The organism is Hymenobacter mellowenesis, from assembly GCF_030581005.1.
In the GTDB taxonomy this organism is placed as follows: domain Bacteria; phylum Bacteroidota; class Bacteroidia; order Cytophagales; family Hymenobacteraceae; genus Hymenobacter; species Hymenobacter mellowenesis.
In genome coordinates this window covers 216,981-231,958 of sequence record NZ_JAUQSX010000002.1, presented here as the reverse complement: position 1 = coordinate 231,958, position 14,978 = coordinate 216,981, and the positions used below count along the sequence as shown (strand labels likewise).

Sequence of the window (14,978 nt, the reverse complement as noted above, 5' to 3'; positions counted from 1 at the left end):
CATTTTTAACGAAACCAGCCCTGCGGAGTTGTCTATAATATGGCCCAGCCGGTTTCGCCCTTGGGGCCACGCAGCAGGCTGTAGGCATCGGCCTGGCCCAGCACGGCCACCGCCGTGCCCGCCGCCAGCGCCCCAATGGCCGGCGCAGCGGCCGTGGGCAGCGCCTGCAGCTCGGCCCCGGCGCGCAGGTTGACACGTCGCAACGGCGTGGCCGCCGCCCCTACCACGCCTTGCGCCGGCACATAGCCGGTTTCGCCCGATGGCAGTTGCACCCGTAGCGCCGCGCCTTGCTGGCCCACCACCAGCAGCGGCATTTTGGGCGGAATACTTGCCACACCGGCGGCCAGACCTTGCTTCAGGTTCGCAGCCGCCTGCAAGGCCGCGCCGCGCCGCAGCCGCACCAACTCGCCCCGGCGGTCGGGGCCGGTCGGGGCCGCCGCAGGTTTGGCCGGGCGCTGCACAAACGGGAAGGGGTCGAGGGCGCCCCGACCGCCGCGGTAGATGCCGAAGTGCAGGTGCGGCACGGTGGTGCGGGCGTTGCCGGTATTGCCCACCAGGCCCAGGGTATCGCCGGGTTGCACGCGCTGGCCGGCTGTCACCAGCTGCTTGTCGAGGTGGGCGTAGTAAAGGTGGTCGGGGCGGCCGTCGGCGGCCAGCCACACCACGCGGCCACCCAGCGGCGTTTCGCCGGTGCGGGTGACGGTGCCAGCCACGGCTGCCACGGCGGGCGTGCCACGTGGCGCGAAGATGTCGATGCCCTCGTGCTGCCGGGCCCCGGCATCGCGCGCGGCGCCCCAGAAGCTGCCCACGGCCGCATCGGTCCGGCCCTGCACGGGGAACACGCTCAGGCTGGGCTCGCGGCTCAGGCGCAGGGTGTAGCGGCCGGCGGCCAGTAGCTCGGGCTGCAGGCGCAGCAGGTGCTGGCCGTCGTTTTCGGCCCGGTAGCGGAAGTCGAGCACCAACGTATCGGCGCTGCTGATGGGCTGCAAATTCCGGCCCGGCTCCACCGCAAATGCATCCACAAATACCCGGGCGTTCACGCCCGGCGCCAGGGCCAGGCTGACGTGGACCTGCTCGCCGGCGCGCACGGCGTAGCGGTAACTGGCCGCCGCGGGCCGCTCGGGGCGGAAATAGCCGGTTTCGGCGAAGGGCAGGGCCACCACCAGCGAGTCGCGCAGGGCCTGGGCGGCGGCCCCGAGCCAGGCGCGCCCGGCGGGCCGGCGGTCGAGGCCGGCCTGGTGGAGCTGGCGGGCGTAAGCCTCGTGCGGGGTTGATTTTTGGAAAAGGGCCTGCAGGGTTTGCTGCTTGCTACAGCCACTGAGGGCCAGCAGGCTCACCATGAATAAAGCGTACAAAACCACGAGGCGCGGCCGGGCAGACGGCCGCGCGGAATTCCTATCCATTTTAGAAAGCATCCCTCCCAACAATGCCGGGCGCGGGCTAGTTCGGATGTAAAGGCTGCATTGCCGCCTCTCGCAGGCTGCTACCTTTACGGCCCCTCCCACCCCAATATTGACCCCATGAAGCTCATTGAATGCCCCCGCGACGCCATGCAGGGCTTGCACGATTTTATTCCGACCGCCACCAAGACCGAATATCTGAACGCGCTGCTGCAGGTTGGCTTCGATACGCTGGACTTCGGCTCGTTCGTGTCGCCCAAAGCCATTCCGCAGCTGCGCGACACGGCCGAAGTGCTGGCCGGGCTCGATTTAACCAATTCCAAAACCAAGCTGCTGGCCATCGTGGCCAACCAGCGCGGGGCCGAAACCGCCGCCCAGCACCCCGAAATCAGCTACCTGGGCTTCCCGCTGTCGGTGTCGGAAACCTTCCAGCGGCGCAACACCAACCAAACCACTGCCCAGGCCCTGGCCGACGTGGCCGCCATGCACGCGCTGTGCGAGCGCACCGGCAAAACGCTGGTGGTGTACCTCTCCATGGGCTTCGGCAACCCCTACAGTGATGCCTGGAGCCCGGAAATCGTGACCAATTTCACCCAGCAGCTGGCGGCGCTGGGCGTCCGCATCGTGGCGCTCTCCGACACGGTGGGTACGTCCTCGGCCGCCACCATTGTCCCGCTTTTCTCCGCGCTGATTCCGGCGTTTCCCAACATCGAATTCGGGGCGCATCTGCACACCACGCCCGGCACCTGGCGCGAAAAAGTGGCCGCCGCCTACGAGGCCGGCTGCCGCCGCTTTGATGGGGCCATTGGCGGCTTCGGCGGCTGCCCCATGGCGGCCGATGAGCTGACCGGCAACATGGCCACGGAGAATCTGGTGGCATTTCTGGGAGAGCAAGGCGTGGAAACAGGGCTGGATATGGAGGCGTTTGGGCGGGCGCGGGCACTTAGCCAGCCGATATTTGCCGGGCACTAATTTAAATTGGCCGTCATGCAGAGCGCAGCGAAGCATCTTTACCGCAGAGTAGCAAATCCTAATGATTGGATTGCGTTGTGCGGTAAAGATGCTTCGCTGCGCTCCGCATGACGGTCAGTTTCTTTTGTTTCGAAACCCTCCCCAGTAATGTCCACACCCACCGTCGATATTTTCATTCCCTGCTTCGTCGACCAGCTTTACCCCGCTACGGCGATGAACATGGTGAAGGTGCTGGAAAAAGTAGGCGTCACGGTCAACTACAACCCGGCCCAGACCTGCTGCGGCCAGCCCGCCTACAACGCCGGCTACCACGACCAGAGCCGCGCCGTGGCCGGGAAGTTTCTGAGCGACTTTGCCGCGCCGGCCGCCGACGCGGCGCGCTACGTGGTCAGCCCCTCGGCCTCCTGCGTGGGCATGGTGCGTAATAGCTACTCCGAATTATTTGCCGGCACGCCGGAGCTGGCGGCCTGCCGGGGCGTGCAGGGCCGCACCTACGAACTCACCGAGTTTCTGGTCGATGTGCTGGGCATTACGGCCGTGCCGGGCGCCCGGCTGGCGGGCAAATACACCTACCACGACTCCTGCTCGGCCCTGCGCGAGTGCGGCATCCGGCCGCAGCCGCGCCAACTGCTCGACGGCGTGGCGGGGCTGGAGCGCCTCGAAATGGCCGAAACCACCACCTGCTGCGGCTTCGGCGGCACATTTGCGGTGAAGTTTGAAGCTATTTCGGTAGCCATGGCCCAGCAGAAAGTGGAGCACGCCCTCGACACCGGCGCCGACTACCTCGTGAGCACCGACGTGAGCTGCCTCATGCACTTGGAAGCCTACATCAAGCGCGAAAAGCTGCTGCTCAAGTGCCTGCACGTGGCCGATGTGTTGGCCAGCGGCTGGTAAGATTTCGCGGGGCGGCATACGGCGTAGCGGCGGTCATGCCGTTATTAGGGTTCAGTTTGCCTTGTATTCGAACACAAAAAGAACGTCATGCAGAGCACAGCGAAGCATCTTTACCACGAGAGTAAATAATTACGTTGCGCGGTAAAGATGCTTCGCTGCGCTCTGCATGACGTTCGGGCGACTTCCTAAATAGCTTCAATACTCCTCCCATTGCTTCAACACTACCTCTCCGGCCGACTTTCCCAATACCTGCTGCTGCTGGCCTGCCTGGCGGGCATCGCGGGGCTGCTTTCCTCGCGGGCGTTGGTGGCCATTGCGCCCATCGTGGGTGTGGTAGCCGCCCTGGCCAATCCGGAGTTGCGGCGCGACTGGCGCAGCTATTTCCGCAACGGCTCGGCCATGCGAGCGGCTGCCATGGTCGGCTTCCTGCTGCTGAGCGGGCTCTATACCAGCGAGTGGCCGGTGTGGCAGCACGAGCTTTTCCGCAGCCTGGTGTGGTTGGGGGTGCCGCTGGCGTTTGCGGTGGCGGTACCGCTGGCCGGGTGGCAGCGCCTGGCCGTGGGCAGCACGTTTGTGCTGGCCACGGCGGCCGTGGGCCTGGCTACGCTGGGCAATTATTTGCTCGACCCGGCCTCGGCCAACGAAGCCATTCGCATCGGCCAGAACGTGCCGGCCATCACGCACGTTTTTCACATTTCCTTCGGGCTGATGCTGGCGCTGGCTTTTTTCTGGGGCCTGCTGCTGCGGCGCGACGCGCTGGCGGGGCCGGTGCTGCGTGCGGCGCTGCTGGCGGCGGCCGTGGCGGCGGCGCTCACGCTGCACGTGCTGGCGTATCGGACGGGGCTGCTGGTGTTTTACGTGGGCTTGCTGGCGGTGGCGCTGCGGCTGCTGGGGCGGCGGCACTGGGCGCTGGGCGCGGGCGTGCTGGTGCTGCTGGCGCTGGGGCCGCTGGTGGCCTACAAAGTGCTGCCCTCGGTGCAGGAACGAGTGAAATCCTCGATTTGGGATGTGCAGAAATACACCCTTAAGCAGGACATGAACGACTACTCGCTGGCCCGCCGCCTGGCCGCCATCGAAACCGCCACCAACATCATCAACGAGCACTGGCTGCTGGGCGTGGGCCCCGCCGATACCCACGCCGCCATGCTACGCCAGTACGCCTGGCACGACTTCGGCCTGCGCCCGGCCAACCGCGTGGAGGTGCACAACCAGTACCTGAGCACCCTGCTGGGCGGCGGGCTGCTGGGCTTCGCGCTGCTGCTGGTGCTGCTGTTCTGGCCGCTGGCCAAGCCCTGGGCGCAGCGCCATCCAGCCATCGGCTTTTTCCTGCTGGCCCAGGCCACCACCATGCTGGTCGATGCCGTATTCGACCTGCAAACGGGGCTGAATTTCTTCGTCTTCGGCTACGGCTTTCTGATTGTGGCGGCCGAGCGCCGGGCGAGTTCCGAAACGATGTAGAGACGCAACACTTTGCGTCTCGTCGTTGAACAGTAGAACCCGCGCCGAACTAGCCACAACTGCGCAGGCTAAACAACATCAGCAACGACTAGACGCGAAGTGTCGCGTCTCTACATCGGCCAGTTGACAGGAACAGCTATTACAGCGCCTTCCGAATCCGCTCTTTCAGTCCTTCGGTGGCTTCGAGCAGCGGCAGGCGCACGGCCGCGCCGCACACGCCCAGGGCTTCGAGGGCCGCTTTCACGCCTACGGGGTTGCTTTCCTCATACATGAGCGGATTGAGGGGCAGCAGGCGGAAGAGGCCGGCGCGGGCGGCGGCGAAGTCGCCGGCCAGGGCGGCGCGGGTCATATCAGCGAAGCGCTTGGGGAAAGCGTTAGCCAGCACCGAGATGATGCCTTCGCCGCCGCAGGCGATGAGGGCGGGCGTGAGCATGTCGTCGCCCGAAAGCAGCAGGAAATCCTGGGGTTTGTTGGCGGCGATGGCGAGGCACTGCTCCACGAGGCCGCTGGCTTCCTTGATGCCGATGATGTTGGGGTGGTGCGCGAGGCGCAGGGTGGTTTCGGCGGTGATGTTGGAAGCCGTGCGACCGGGCACGTTGTAGAGGATGAGGGGCACGGGGCTGGCGTCGGCCAGGCGCTGGTAGTGGGCCACCAGGCCGGCCTGGCTGGGCTTGTTGTAGGCCGGGCTGGCCGAGAGCACGGCGGCCACGCCCTCCAAATCCGTGCTGCGAAACAGCTCCACGGCCTCGGCCGTGTTGTTGCTGCCAATGCCGTATACCAGCGGCACGCGGCCGGCCACGTGCTCCTTGGCCACGCGCAGCAGCTCGGCTTTTTCGGCGGCCGTGGTGGTGGGCGACTCGCCAGTGGTGCCGTTCACCACGAGGTAATCGACCCCGCCTTCGATGCAGAAATCCAGCAGGCGGCGCCAGCCGTCGTAGTCCACGGCGAATTTGGGCGTGAAGGGCGTGATGAGGGCCACGCCGGTGCCGTGAAAGCGCGGAAGGCGGGAATTTGTGTTGGTCATGCCGGGCATTGGGAAGTAGTTTTGTGCAAAGGTAGGGGCGCGTCGCACGCGCCCGGCCCGCCAATGCCGGCGGCAACCCCCGTTTTTTCCCCGCCCGTGCCGGCGGATGCGTGCGACGCAGCCTAGTTTCCATGAAATTCACTTCTGCTTCCCTCCTGCTGGCCGCCCTCGCGCTGGCCGCCTGCGACACCAAAACCGCCACCACCGGCGAAACCGGCACCAGCGCCGCCACCCTCGAAAAAGCCGACACCGCTAACGCCACCGACCCGGCCGCCGCCGAAACCTCCGGCACCAAAGCCATTGCCGCCGACGAGGCCAACGCCACGCCCGCCCCAGACCCCAGCACCATTTCGGCCGCCAAGGCCGGCGATGCGGCCGGCATCTTGGCCCGCCCGCAGGTGCCCATCCTCTGCTACCACCAGATTCGGGACTGGACGGCTCGCGATTCTAAAGGCGCCAAAGATTACATCGTGCCCATTGCCGCGTTCAAGGCCCAGATTAAAATGCTGGCCGACTCGGGCTACCACACCATCTCGCCCGACCAGCTCTACGCCTACATGACCACCGGCGCCAAGCTGCCGAGCAAGCCCATCATGCTCACGTTTGACGACACGGACCTCGACCAGTTCACGGTGGCCCGGCCCACGCTGGCGCAGTACAACTATAAGGCCATGTACTTCGTGATGACCGTGAGCCTCGGCCGCCCGCGCTACATGAGCAAGGCCCAGGTGAAGCAGCTTTCCGACGAGGGCAACGTCATCGGCTCGCACACTTGGGACCACCACAACGTGAAGAAATACCAGGGCAAGGACTGGGAAACCCAAATCGACAAGCCCACCAAAACGCTGGAGGAAATCACGGGCAAGAAAATCGTGTACTTCGCCTACCCCTTCGGCCTCTGGAACCCGCAGGCCTTCCCCGAGCTGAAAAAGCGCGGTTTCGTGGCCGCCTTCTCGCTGGCCGAGAAGCGCGACCAGCAGGACCCGATGTTCACCATCCGCCGCATCATCGCCAGCGGCTACTGGTCGCCCAAGACGCTGCGCAACAACATCGTGCAGAGCTTTTAGGCTGCATGAATTCAAGCGGGCGTTTCGCAAAACCGTTTGCTACAGAAATAGCCTGGCTGCTTGGCAGCTGGGCTTTTTCGTATCTGTTGGTCGGGGCATTGCTTGGGCTTGCAGGTCCGCTGGGTTACCGGTTGTTCTGGGCCAGCCCACTCGAGATTCAGATGCACAACACCTATTTCATATTGGGTGTCTTTGAAGCCACACTGCCCTTTTTTCTGTTTACGGCGCTGCTGGTCACCGGCATCCGGGCTTTGCGGGGCAGCCACCGACGCGCTGCTACTGTCACCTTGGGCACCCTGTTACTCTTTATGCTATTGACAGCAGTGGCAATTGGTATTGCCTATTCCAAATTTCGCACCAACCTGCATTGAATCAACCTGTTATTTTAAACGCATACGCCAGCCCCGCCGCCGGCGCCTGGGCCGGCAGCGCGATGCGCAGGCCCTCGGCCATAGCCTCGAACGCCAGTGCGCCGCCTGCGTGGCCCAGTAGCTCGACGCGGCGCACCGGCTGGGGGCGCAGGGCGTTGCCGGCCGCCAGGGAAGTGATGAGCAGCTGCCCATCGGCCGGCCAGCCCAGGGCGGTGGCGTAGAGCACGTCGCCTTTGGTGGCGAAGCGAATATCTTGGGCGCCAAAGGCTTTGCCCTTGCCTTCGTTGAAGCCTTGGGCACTGAGCTTGGCGGCGTTGGCCTGGGCGGGGCCTTCGCCGAAGATTTTCCAGGGGCGGGTGCCGTATATGCTCTCGCCGTTGGCCTGCATCCAGGTGGCGATTCCTTCGACCACGGCCCGCTCCTGCTCGTCGATGCTGCCGTTGCCGCGCACGGGCACACTCAGCAGCAGGTTGCCGTTTTTACTTACCACGTCGATGAGGGTGTGCACCACGGTTTGGGCGCTTTTGTAGCCGTGGCGGTCGTAGATGCGGCGGTCGTAGTGCCACTGGCCCAGGCAGGTGCAGGTTTGCCAGGGCAGCGGCTCAATCTGGTTGCTCTGGCCGCGCTCGATGTCCCAGACCATGCACTGGCGCTGCTGCTCCGTCAGGATTTTGCCGTTTATCACGGCCTCGTTGCGGCCGCCGTGGCGCTTCATGCTGGTATTGTAGAAGTGGGCGGCCAGGCGCAGGCCAACGTCGTTCACCGGCCACAGCGGCAGCGCGGTATCATCGTAATAGATGAGGTCGGGTTCGTACTTGTTAATCAGCTCGGCGGTGCGGTTGAAGAACTTTTCGCAATATTCGGCGCTGGGCTTGGCGGCGCCGTTGCCCCAGTCCCACTGCCGGTGAATGGCGCCGTTATCCTGGCTGTTCTCGCTGAGCGGGTGGTTTTGGGCGTAGAGGGCCTGGGGGTCGTAGCCCTGCCACCAAGTGCCGGGGCCGGTGGCCGCCGTGAGGCGGCCATCGTAGGGCACGCCGGCCAGCGGCCCGGCCTTGTCGGCCCGCTGGCTGGGCTCGAACCAGCTCCAGGCGTGGGCGGCGTGCACGCTCACCCCGAAGCGCAGGCCCTGCTTTTTGGTGGCCTTGGCCCAGCCGCCGATGAGGTCTTTTTTCGGGCCCAGCCGAGTGGAGTTCCAGGGTTGGTGCTTGGAGTTGTAGAGGTCGAAGTTGTCGTGGTGGTTGGCCAGGGCCACGAAGTATTTGGCGCCGGCTTTTTTGTAGAGGGCCAGCAGCTCGTCGGGGTTCCACTCCTCGGCTTTCCACTCGTTGATGACGTCTTTGAAGCCGAACTTGGACGGGTGGCCGTATTTCTTGACGTGGAAGTTGTATTGGTCGCTGCCTTCCTGGTACATGCCGCGGGCGTACCAGTCGCCGTGCTCGGGCTGGCACTGCGGCCCCCAGTGCGCCCAGAGGCCAAACTTGGCGTCGCGAAACCACTCCGGCGTCTGGTATTGCTGCAACGATTCCCAAGTGGGCTGAAACGGGCCGGCGGCCATGCGCTCGGGCGCGGGCGCCAGCGGACTCCAGTTGAGGCCGGCCACCACGCCGGGCAGCCAGGCCGCGGGAGCAGCCAGGGCGAGGTTCTTGAGCAGGGTTCTGCGGTTCATAGAATCAAGAGTGGACCTGAGCCTTTAAATGCAAATTTTAATAGCTGATTATCGATGTATACACCTGATTTACAATACTAAACCATGTCAACACTTACGTTCCCAGTCCACTCGCTTAGAGTTTATTTCAGCTTTACCGGCCGAATGCCCGCGTGCGTGGGCACCACCGGCCGGATGCTGCCGTCGGGGTTAAACTCTAGCTTATCGATGCACACTTCGCGGTTGAAGCCGGCCGCCTTGCCCATGCCGATGCCGCGCGGATAGGTGAAACGATGGTACACCAGGTACCATTCGTCGCGCCCCGGCACCTGGATGACCGAGTTGTGGCCGGTGCCGTAGATGCCGGCCGCCGGGTCTTTGGCGATAACCGAGTTGCTGGCCGGTACCGTAATCGGGCCCAGCGGCGAATCAGCGGTGCCGTAGCGCACCTGATAGTTGGGGCTGCGCGTGTCGTCCTCGCTCCACATAAAGTAGTATTTGCCGTTGCGGAAAAAGGCGTAGGCGCCCTCGCGGAAGGTCCCGTCGGGCGTCATCACGCGGGTAGTGCCGGGTTTGAGACTCGTCAGGTCGTCGTTCAGCTCGGCCCCGGCCATGTAGCCATTGCCCCAATACAGGTAAAGCTTGCCGGTTTGCGGGTCGCGGAAGGCGGCGGGGTCAATCTGCTGGCCGCCCTTTACGCCCTCGGGCAGCTTGTCGAGTAAGGGCTGGCCCGAGTCCTTGAATGGCCCGGTGGGGCTGTCGGATAAGGCAACGCCGATTTTAGCGCCCGCGCAGAAATAGTAGGCATAGCGGTAGCCGCCGGCCGTTTTCTGTTCGAGGATGGTGGGGGCCCAAGCGCTTTTCTTGGCCCAGCTCACGTCTTTGGGCAGGTCCAGAATCACGCCCTCGTCCTTCCAATTCACCAAATCCGACGACGAAAACGCCTTGAAGTAAGTGCCTGACCAGTTGGTGAACCCGTCGGAAGTCGGGTAGAGATAAAACCGGCCGGTTTTCTGCGAGTACAGAATGTCGGGGTCGGCAAAGTAGCCGGGCAGGGCGGGGTTGTGGGTTTCGGCCACGCTCACCCGGTAGCGGCGCTGGGCGGCCCCCTGCCCCACCGTGTAGGTCACGGGGCCTTTGGTGAAGTTTTGTGGGCCACTGGGTGTCACGGGCAGCGCGGGGTTGCTGATTTTCAAGTCAAACGCTTGCAGGCTGGTGCCCGGCAGCGCCAGGAAAGCCACCTTGCCGGCGGCGCTGTCCACCACAGTATTGAGCTTGCGCAGGGCGGGGTTGGCGGCCGTCAGCAGCACGTCGGAGGGCGTCAGCCAGCGGGCGGCCAGGCGCGTGGCCTCGGCGGCCGTGATGGGCAGCACCGTGCCGTGGCGCGGGTGGAAATTCATGCTCACCTCCTGGTCCACCACCGTGAAGTGCTCCAGGTCGGGGGTGCGCGTGAACTGGTACTTGCCGCTGGTGTACAGGTCGTACATCAGCACGTAGTCGTTGGAGTTGTTCAGCTTGAAAGTACCGGCGCCCTCCACCGGGCTGCTGGTTTGCTGCACGTATTTATCGCGCAGCACGTAGCCGCTAGTCAATTGGTCCGATACGGCGATTTTGATGCCGTTGCCCTGGCCTTCGGTCTTGAAGAAAAGGTAAAACCTGCCGTCCCGGGCCACTATGTCTCCGTCGATGCACGAGCCATTGGTGAGCGAGAAAAACAGCTGCTTCGGCTCGCCTTCCAGGTCAGTAAAGTCCTTGTTGGCGTAGGCGTAGTAGATTTTGTCGGGCTCCGAGCCGTATTGCAGCGAGAAGTACACCAGATACTTACCCGCCTTGGCGTCGTAGATGGTTTGGGGCGCCCACACCCGTTTCAGGTTGTCCTGACCGGCGTAGCGCTTCTGAAAATTGACGGCGCTCGACTTCCAGTTAATCAAGTCGTTGGACTGCATCAGCACCATGCCCCGGTTCGAGTTCCAGCCCTTGGCCGACACCATGTCGGTAGCCACCATGTAGAAGGTTTTGCCGTCGGCTCCGCGCAGAATATGCGGGTCGCGCACGCCGCCCGTCTCGCTGATGGCGGCCGAACTCACCACTGGCCGGTTGCCGTTCAGGGCCGTGTAGTGGTAGCCATCGGGGCTGAGGGCGAAGCGAATGGCTTCCTCAGCCTTGTCGTTGCCGGTGAAGTAGGCGAAGAGGTAGGCGCTGGGCTGCACCTTTTGGAGCGGCTTCGCGCCAGCCGCCAGCCCCATCAGCAAACTAGCCCAAAGCGCGGCAAAACGGCCCCCGTTCCCAATAAAGAAAAGCGCACTTAACACCTTATGCATGGCTGTATTGAAAGGTTGAATAACACCTAACCAGAACCCAATGAAGCACAAAGGCCGGAGCCTGTCCTCACCGACAAACTCCGGCCGCAGCGCTAGCCAATCCCACAATTGTTAGGCACCGATAACAACCCAAAAGTAGTCGAGCACGCCGGCCAATGAGGCGTATTATTTAAGCTTACTAGGGGGATAAAATAGTCAATGCGTCATTTTGAGGGCAATTGAAGTGGTAAGTCGGCTTCAATTGCTCCCAATTAAGCTTAAAACAACGTGCCCTGCTCCCCCAGCCCTGCCGCCGGGCCCGGGGCAATAGCGGCTTCAGCAGCCCCGGCCTCATCGGCCGCTGGCAGCAGGGCCATCAGCTCGCTTTCCGAGATGATGGGCACTTTAAAACCCAGCGCCTTTTCGCGCTTGGCGGGGCCCATGTTGTCGCCGGCCACCAGGTAGCTCAGCTTCTTGCTGATGGAGCCCGTGATTTTGCCCCCGTTGGAAATGATGAGCTGCTGCAACTCGTCGCGGCTGTGGTTTTCAAACACGCCCGAAATCACGAAGGTGAGCCCCGCCAGCCGGTCTGAAGCCGGTACAGGCGCCTCGCCGGTCACGGCCAGCTGCACGCCGGCCGTGCGCAAGCGTTCAATCAGCTCGCGGTTTTCGGGCTGCTGAAACCAGTGCGCGGCGGCCACGGCAATCACGCCGCCCACCTCCGGCACAGCCGCCATTTCTTCAGCCGAAGCTGCCATCAGCGCGTCGATGCTACGGTAATGCGCGGCCAGCTTCTGGGCCACGGTTTCGCCCACGTAGCGAATGCCCAGCCCAAACAGCACGCGCGGAAACGGTACCTGCTTGCTGGCCTCAATCCCGGCAATCAGGTTGTCGATGCTCTTCTGGCCCAGGCGTTCCAGCGTCACCAACTCCGGCCGGCGGGCCGGCAGATCGTATATATCGGCGGGGGTGCGCACAATTCCCAACTCGAAGAAGCGACCCACCGTTTCGGCGCCCAAGCCGTCTATATTCAGCGCCTTGCGCGACACGTAATGCTCCAGCCGGGCTTTGAGCTGCGGGCCGCAGCCGCGCTCGTTGGGGCAGCGGAAGTGGGCCTCGCCCTCGGGCCGTACCAGCGGCGTGCCGCAAGCTGGGCACTCGGTGGGGTACTTAATGGGCACCGCATCAGCGGGGCGGGCGCTCAGGTCGACGCCGGTGATTTTGGGGATGATTTCGCCGCCTTTTTCCACATAAACGGTGTCGCCGAGGCGCAGGTCGAGCAGCTCTATCTGGTTGGCGTTGTGCAGGGTGGCGCGCTTCACCACGGTGCCGGCCAGCGGCACGGGCGTGAGCAGGGCCACCGGCGTCACGGCGCCGGTGCGGCCCACGTTGTATAGCACCTCGTTGAGGCGGGTGCGGGCAGCCTCGGCGGGGTACTTGTAGGCAATAGCCCAGCGCGGGCTTTTGGCCGTGTAGCCCAGTTGGTCCTGCTGCCGCAGGTCGTCTACTTTAATGACGATGCCATCAGTAGCTACGGGCAGCTCGAAGCGCTTCTTAGCCCAGTAGTGCACAAAATCCAGCACTTCTTCAATGTTGGACGCCCGCCGCCAGGTGTCCGAAACCGGCAAGCCGTAGCGCGTCAAGGCTTCCAAGGCCGCGCTGTGGCTGGGGAAGTGGCGGCCCGGCGTGAGCAGCGAGTAGGCATAAAAGCGCAGTTTGCGGGCCGCTACCTGGCTGGAATCCTGCAGCTTGAGGGTGCCGCTGGCGGCGTTGCGCGGGTTGGCCAGCAAGGCCTCGCCGTTCTGCTCACGCTCGGCGTTCAGCTCGTCAAACACCGGCAGCGGCAGAAACACCTCGCCGCGCACCTCAAAATCCTGGGGCTGGTCGGGGCCGGGGCGCAGGGCCAGCGGCAGGGTTTTGATGGTGCGCACGTTGGCCGTCACCACATCGCCGCGGGTGCCGTCGCCGCGGGTCACGCCCTGCGTGAGTTGGCCGTGCTCGTAGCTCAGGCTCATGGCCACGCCGTCAATTTTCAGCTCGCACACATAGCTGTAGGGCGCGCCTTCTAGACCCTTTTGCACCCGCTCGTCGAACTCCCGCAGGTCGTCTTCGGAATAGGTATTGCCCAGGCTGAGCATGGGGAAGCGGTGCGCCGCCGTGGGAAACTGCTTGGTGATGGTACCGCCCACGCGCCGGGTGGGCGAGTTGGGCTGGGCCAGGTCGGGGTGCTCGGCTTCGAGCTGCTGCAGCTCGGCCAGCAGGGCGTCAAACTCCTGGTCCGATACTTCGGAAGTATCGAGCTGGTAGTACTGGTGGTTGAGGTGGTGCAGCCGCTCGGTGAGGGCCAGCATGCGTTGCTGGATGGCAGGTGTATCGGGCATTGGAAGAGAATGCAAAGCGGTTTCAACGAAAGAACGTCATGCTGAGCGTAGTCGAAGCATCTCTACCGGGTAAGTAACTAATTACTATTGCGGTAGAGATGCTTCGACTACGCTCAGCATGACGTTCTACTTTTTCTAATTCTTGTCAGTGCTTAGTTCTGTACCAGCACGCCGTCGGCCAGAAAACTCACTTCTTCTTTGGGCTGGGTGATGGCAGCAATCTCCTTTTCCGACTTGCCGGCATCGCGCAGGTAGTGCTGCTGGTCGGCCACGGTGGTGGTGGTGCGATGGGCCCAGCCGCTCACCACTACGTCGTGGCCGCTGAGGTCTTTGGGCACAAAAAATGCGTAATCCTTGAAGCGCACGCGCATTTCCTTGCCGTCGGCGGTGGGAAGCGTCATCCAGCATCCTTTGGCTTGGCACACAGCCGAGGCCTTGCCAACCAGCTTCACCTGGGCCGAGTCGCGGGTGCCGAGGGCGGTGGGCAGGGCCGTCATGGGCAGGGCGCCGTCGGGCGTGACGGCCGCGCCGTAGGTCTGGCCCGGGGCTACCGGCGCGATGCTGGCACCGGAGTGGCCCTCTTCGCCGGCTTCTTCGTCCTCGGTGGCGCCCTTGGGCACCTCGGCGTTATGGCCATTCACTTCCTCCTGGCCCTGGGGCACGGGCAGCACCGGGTTGATGGGAGCCGACGGGAAGAAGCGGAAATACGCCAGTATCAGCACGAGGACAACGGCGAAGGAAATCAGGAATTTCATGAGGAAAAGGGTGTTTTTTTGAAGCAAGCACTACCTGCGGCCAGACTTAACAAAAGCCGAATCGAAGTGCGTTATTGGTTAATAACAACCGCCTTACGCAGCTTGCGGGCGTAGGTGATGCGGCGCTCGGCGCCGCCAGCGCCCGTGTAGTCGAAGCCCACGGCGGTGGGGTCGGCGCGGAGGGCGGCCCAGGTGTTGGTGTCCATTTCGGCGGGCTGCTCGGTGCCGGCCGGCACGGCGGGCTGCATGAAATGCGCATCGGCAAAAAAGGCGTTCATGCCCTGCAGAATGGCAATTTCCTGGTCGCGCACGCTGGAGGCTTGCGGGTCGCTGAGGGCTTTTTCGCTGAGCAGGGCGCGGGCGGGCATCACCTCGTGGCGCAGGGTGTCGCCCTTGCTGTCGGTCACAATAAGATGGGCCTGGGCCGTGAGAACGCGGGGGCCGCGCAACTCCAGCACGAAATTGTCCTTGGTGGCGGGATCCGAGAAAGTGTGTGCCGTGCTCACCGTATTAAGCACGGTTTTGCTGCTCACGCGGGTGCGGGAACCGGCGGGCGGCGGCGTATAAGTGGCACGGGGGTCGACAGTCGAACTGCTGACTTCGCGCTCCGTGCTCACGCACGAAGTGAACTGCAACGCCAGCCCGGCGGCCAGCACCCATCCAGCGGTTTGTTTAAGGGGGAATGTTTTCATGGGTAATGCCCGGCGCGGA

Annotated in this window: 12 protein-coding genes; 5 read left to right on the top strand and 7 right to left on the bottom strand. The window is 63.8% G+C overall.

Annotated elements, in window-relative coordinates; translation table 11 throughout:
- Window positions 1–32: 32 nt before the first annotated feature.
- Window positions 33–1,403: a M23 family metallopeptidase gene (locus Q5H92_RS04995; RefSeq protein WP_305010395.1), complete on the bottom strand. Its 1,371-nt coding sequence runs from the start codon at window positions 1,401–1,403 to the stop codon at window positions 33–35.
- Window positions 1,404–1,520: 117 nt separating this feature from the next.
- Here Q5H92_RS04995 and Q5H92_RS04990 point away from each other — a divergent pair, with 117 nt between their 5' ends.
- The 3 genes from Q5H92_RS04990 to Q5H92_RS04980 all read left to right on the top strand — a co-directional run bounded on the left by Q5H92_RS04990 (window position 1,521) and on the right by Q5H92_RS04980 (window position 4,724).
- Window positions 1,521–2,372: a hydroxymethylglutaryl-CoA lyase gene (locus Q5H92_RS04990; protein WP_305010394.1), complete on the top strand. Its 852-nt coding sequence runs from the start codon at window positions 1,521–1,523 to the stop codon at window positions 2,370–2,372.
- Window positions 2,373–2,519: 147 nt separating this feature from the next.
- Window positions 2,520–3,266, top strand: a complete 747-nt coding sequence (locus Q5H92_RS04985; RefSeq protein ID WP_305010393.1) for a (Fe-S)-binding protein — start codon at window positions 2,520–2,522, stop codon at window positions 3,264–3,266.
- Between the two features lie 210 nt (window positions 3,267–3,476).
- On the top strand, window positions 3,477–4,724 hold the full coding sequence (locus Q5H92_RS04980) for an O-antigen ligase family protein (protein WP_305010392.1): 1,248 nt from the start codon (window positions 3,477–3,479) through the stop codon (window positions 4,722–4,724).
- Between the two features lie 139 nt (window positions 4,725–4,863).
- Here Q5H92_RS04980 and dapA read toward each other — a convergent pair whose 3' ends face one another.
- On the bottom strand, window positions 4,864–5,748 hold the full coding sequence (gene dapA, locus Q5H92_RS04975) for a 4-hydroxy-tetrahydrodipicolinate synthase (protein WP_305010391.1): 885 nt from the start codon (window positions 5,746–5,748) through the stop codon (window positions 4,864–4,866).
- 131 nt (window positions 5,749–5,879) lie between these two features.
- On the opposite strand from dapA, the gene Q5H92_RS04970 reads away from it, so the two are divergent.
- Together Q5H92_RS04970 and Q5H92_RS04965 are read left to right on the top strand one after the other, a co-directional pair.
- Window positions 5,880–6,815, top strand: coding sequence for a polysaccharide deacetylase family protein (locus tag Q5H92_RS04970; RefSeq protein ID WP_305010390.1), 936 nt, complete (start codon window positions 5,880–5,882; stop codon window positions 6,813–6,815).
- Between the two features lie 5 nt (window positions 6,816–6,820).
- Complete coding sequence (locus Q5H92_RS04965; RefSeq protein ID WP_305010389.1) at window positions 6,821–7,186, top strand: hypothetical protein; 366 nt, start codon at window positions 6,821–6,823, stop codon at window positions 7,184–7,186.
- Window position 7,187: 1 nt separating this feature from the next.
- Here Q5H92_RS04965 and Q5H92_RS04960 read toward each other — a convergent pair whose 3' ends face one another.
- The 5 genes from Q5H92_RS04960 to Q5H92_RS04940 all read right to left on the bottom strand — a co-directional run bounded on the left by Q5H92_RS04960 (window position 7,188) and on the right by Q5H92_RS04940 (window position 14,959).
- Window positions 7,188–8,852 (bottom strand): alpha-L-fucosidase, encoded by a 1,665-nt coding sequence (locus tag Q5H92_RS04960; protein WP_305010388.1) that lies wholly within the window; start codon window positions 8,850–8,852, stop codon window positions 7,188–7,190.
- 122 nt (window positions 8,853–8,974) lie between these two features.
- Window positions 8,975–11,152 carry a glycoside hydrolase family 43 protein gene (locus Q5H92_RS04955; protein ID WP_305010387.1) on the bottom strand — a complete coding sequence of 726 codons (2,178 nt, stop codon included), beginning with the start codon at window positions 11,150–11,152 and terminating at the stop codon, window positions 8,975–8,977.
- A 257-nt stretch (window positions 11,153–11,409) separates the two neighbouring features.
- Window positions 11,410–13,512: an NAD-dependent DNA ligase LigA gene (gene ligA / locus Q5H92_RS04950; protein ID WP_305010386.1), complete on the bottom strand. Its 2,103-nt coding sequence runs from the start codon at window positions 13,510–13,512 to the stop codon at window positions 11,410–11,412.
- A 152-nt stretch (window positions 13,513–13,664) separates the two neighbouring features.
- Window positions 13,665–14,267 (bottom strand): DUF4920 domain-containing protein, encoded by a 603-nt coding sequence (locus Q5H92_RS04945; protein ID WP_305010385.1) that lies wholly within the window; start codon window positions 14,265–14,267, stop codon window positions 13,665–13,667.
- 71 nt (window positions 14,268–14,338) lie between these two features.
- Window positions 14,339–14,959, bottom strand: coding sequence for a hypothetical protein (locus tag Q5H92_RS04940; RefSeq protein WP_305010384.1), 621 nt, complete (start codon window positions 14,957–14,959; stop codon window positions 14,339–14,341).
- Window positions 14,960–14,978 lie beyond the last annotated feature (19 nt).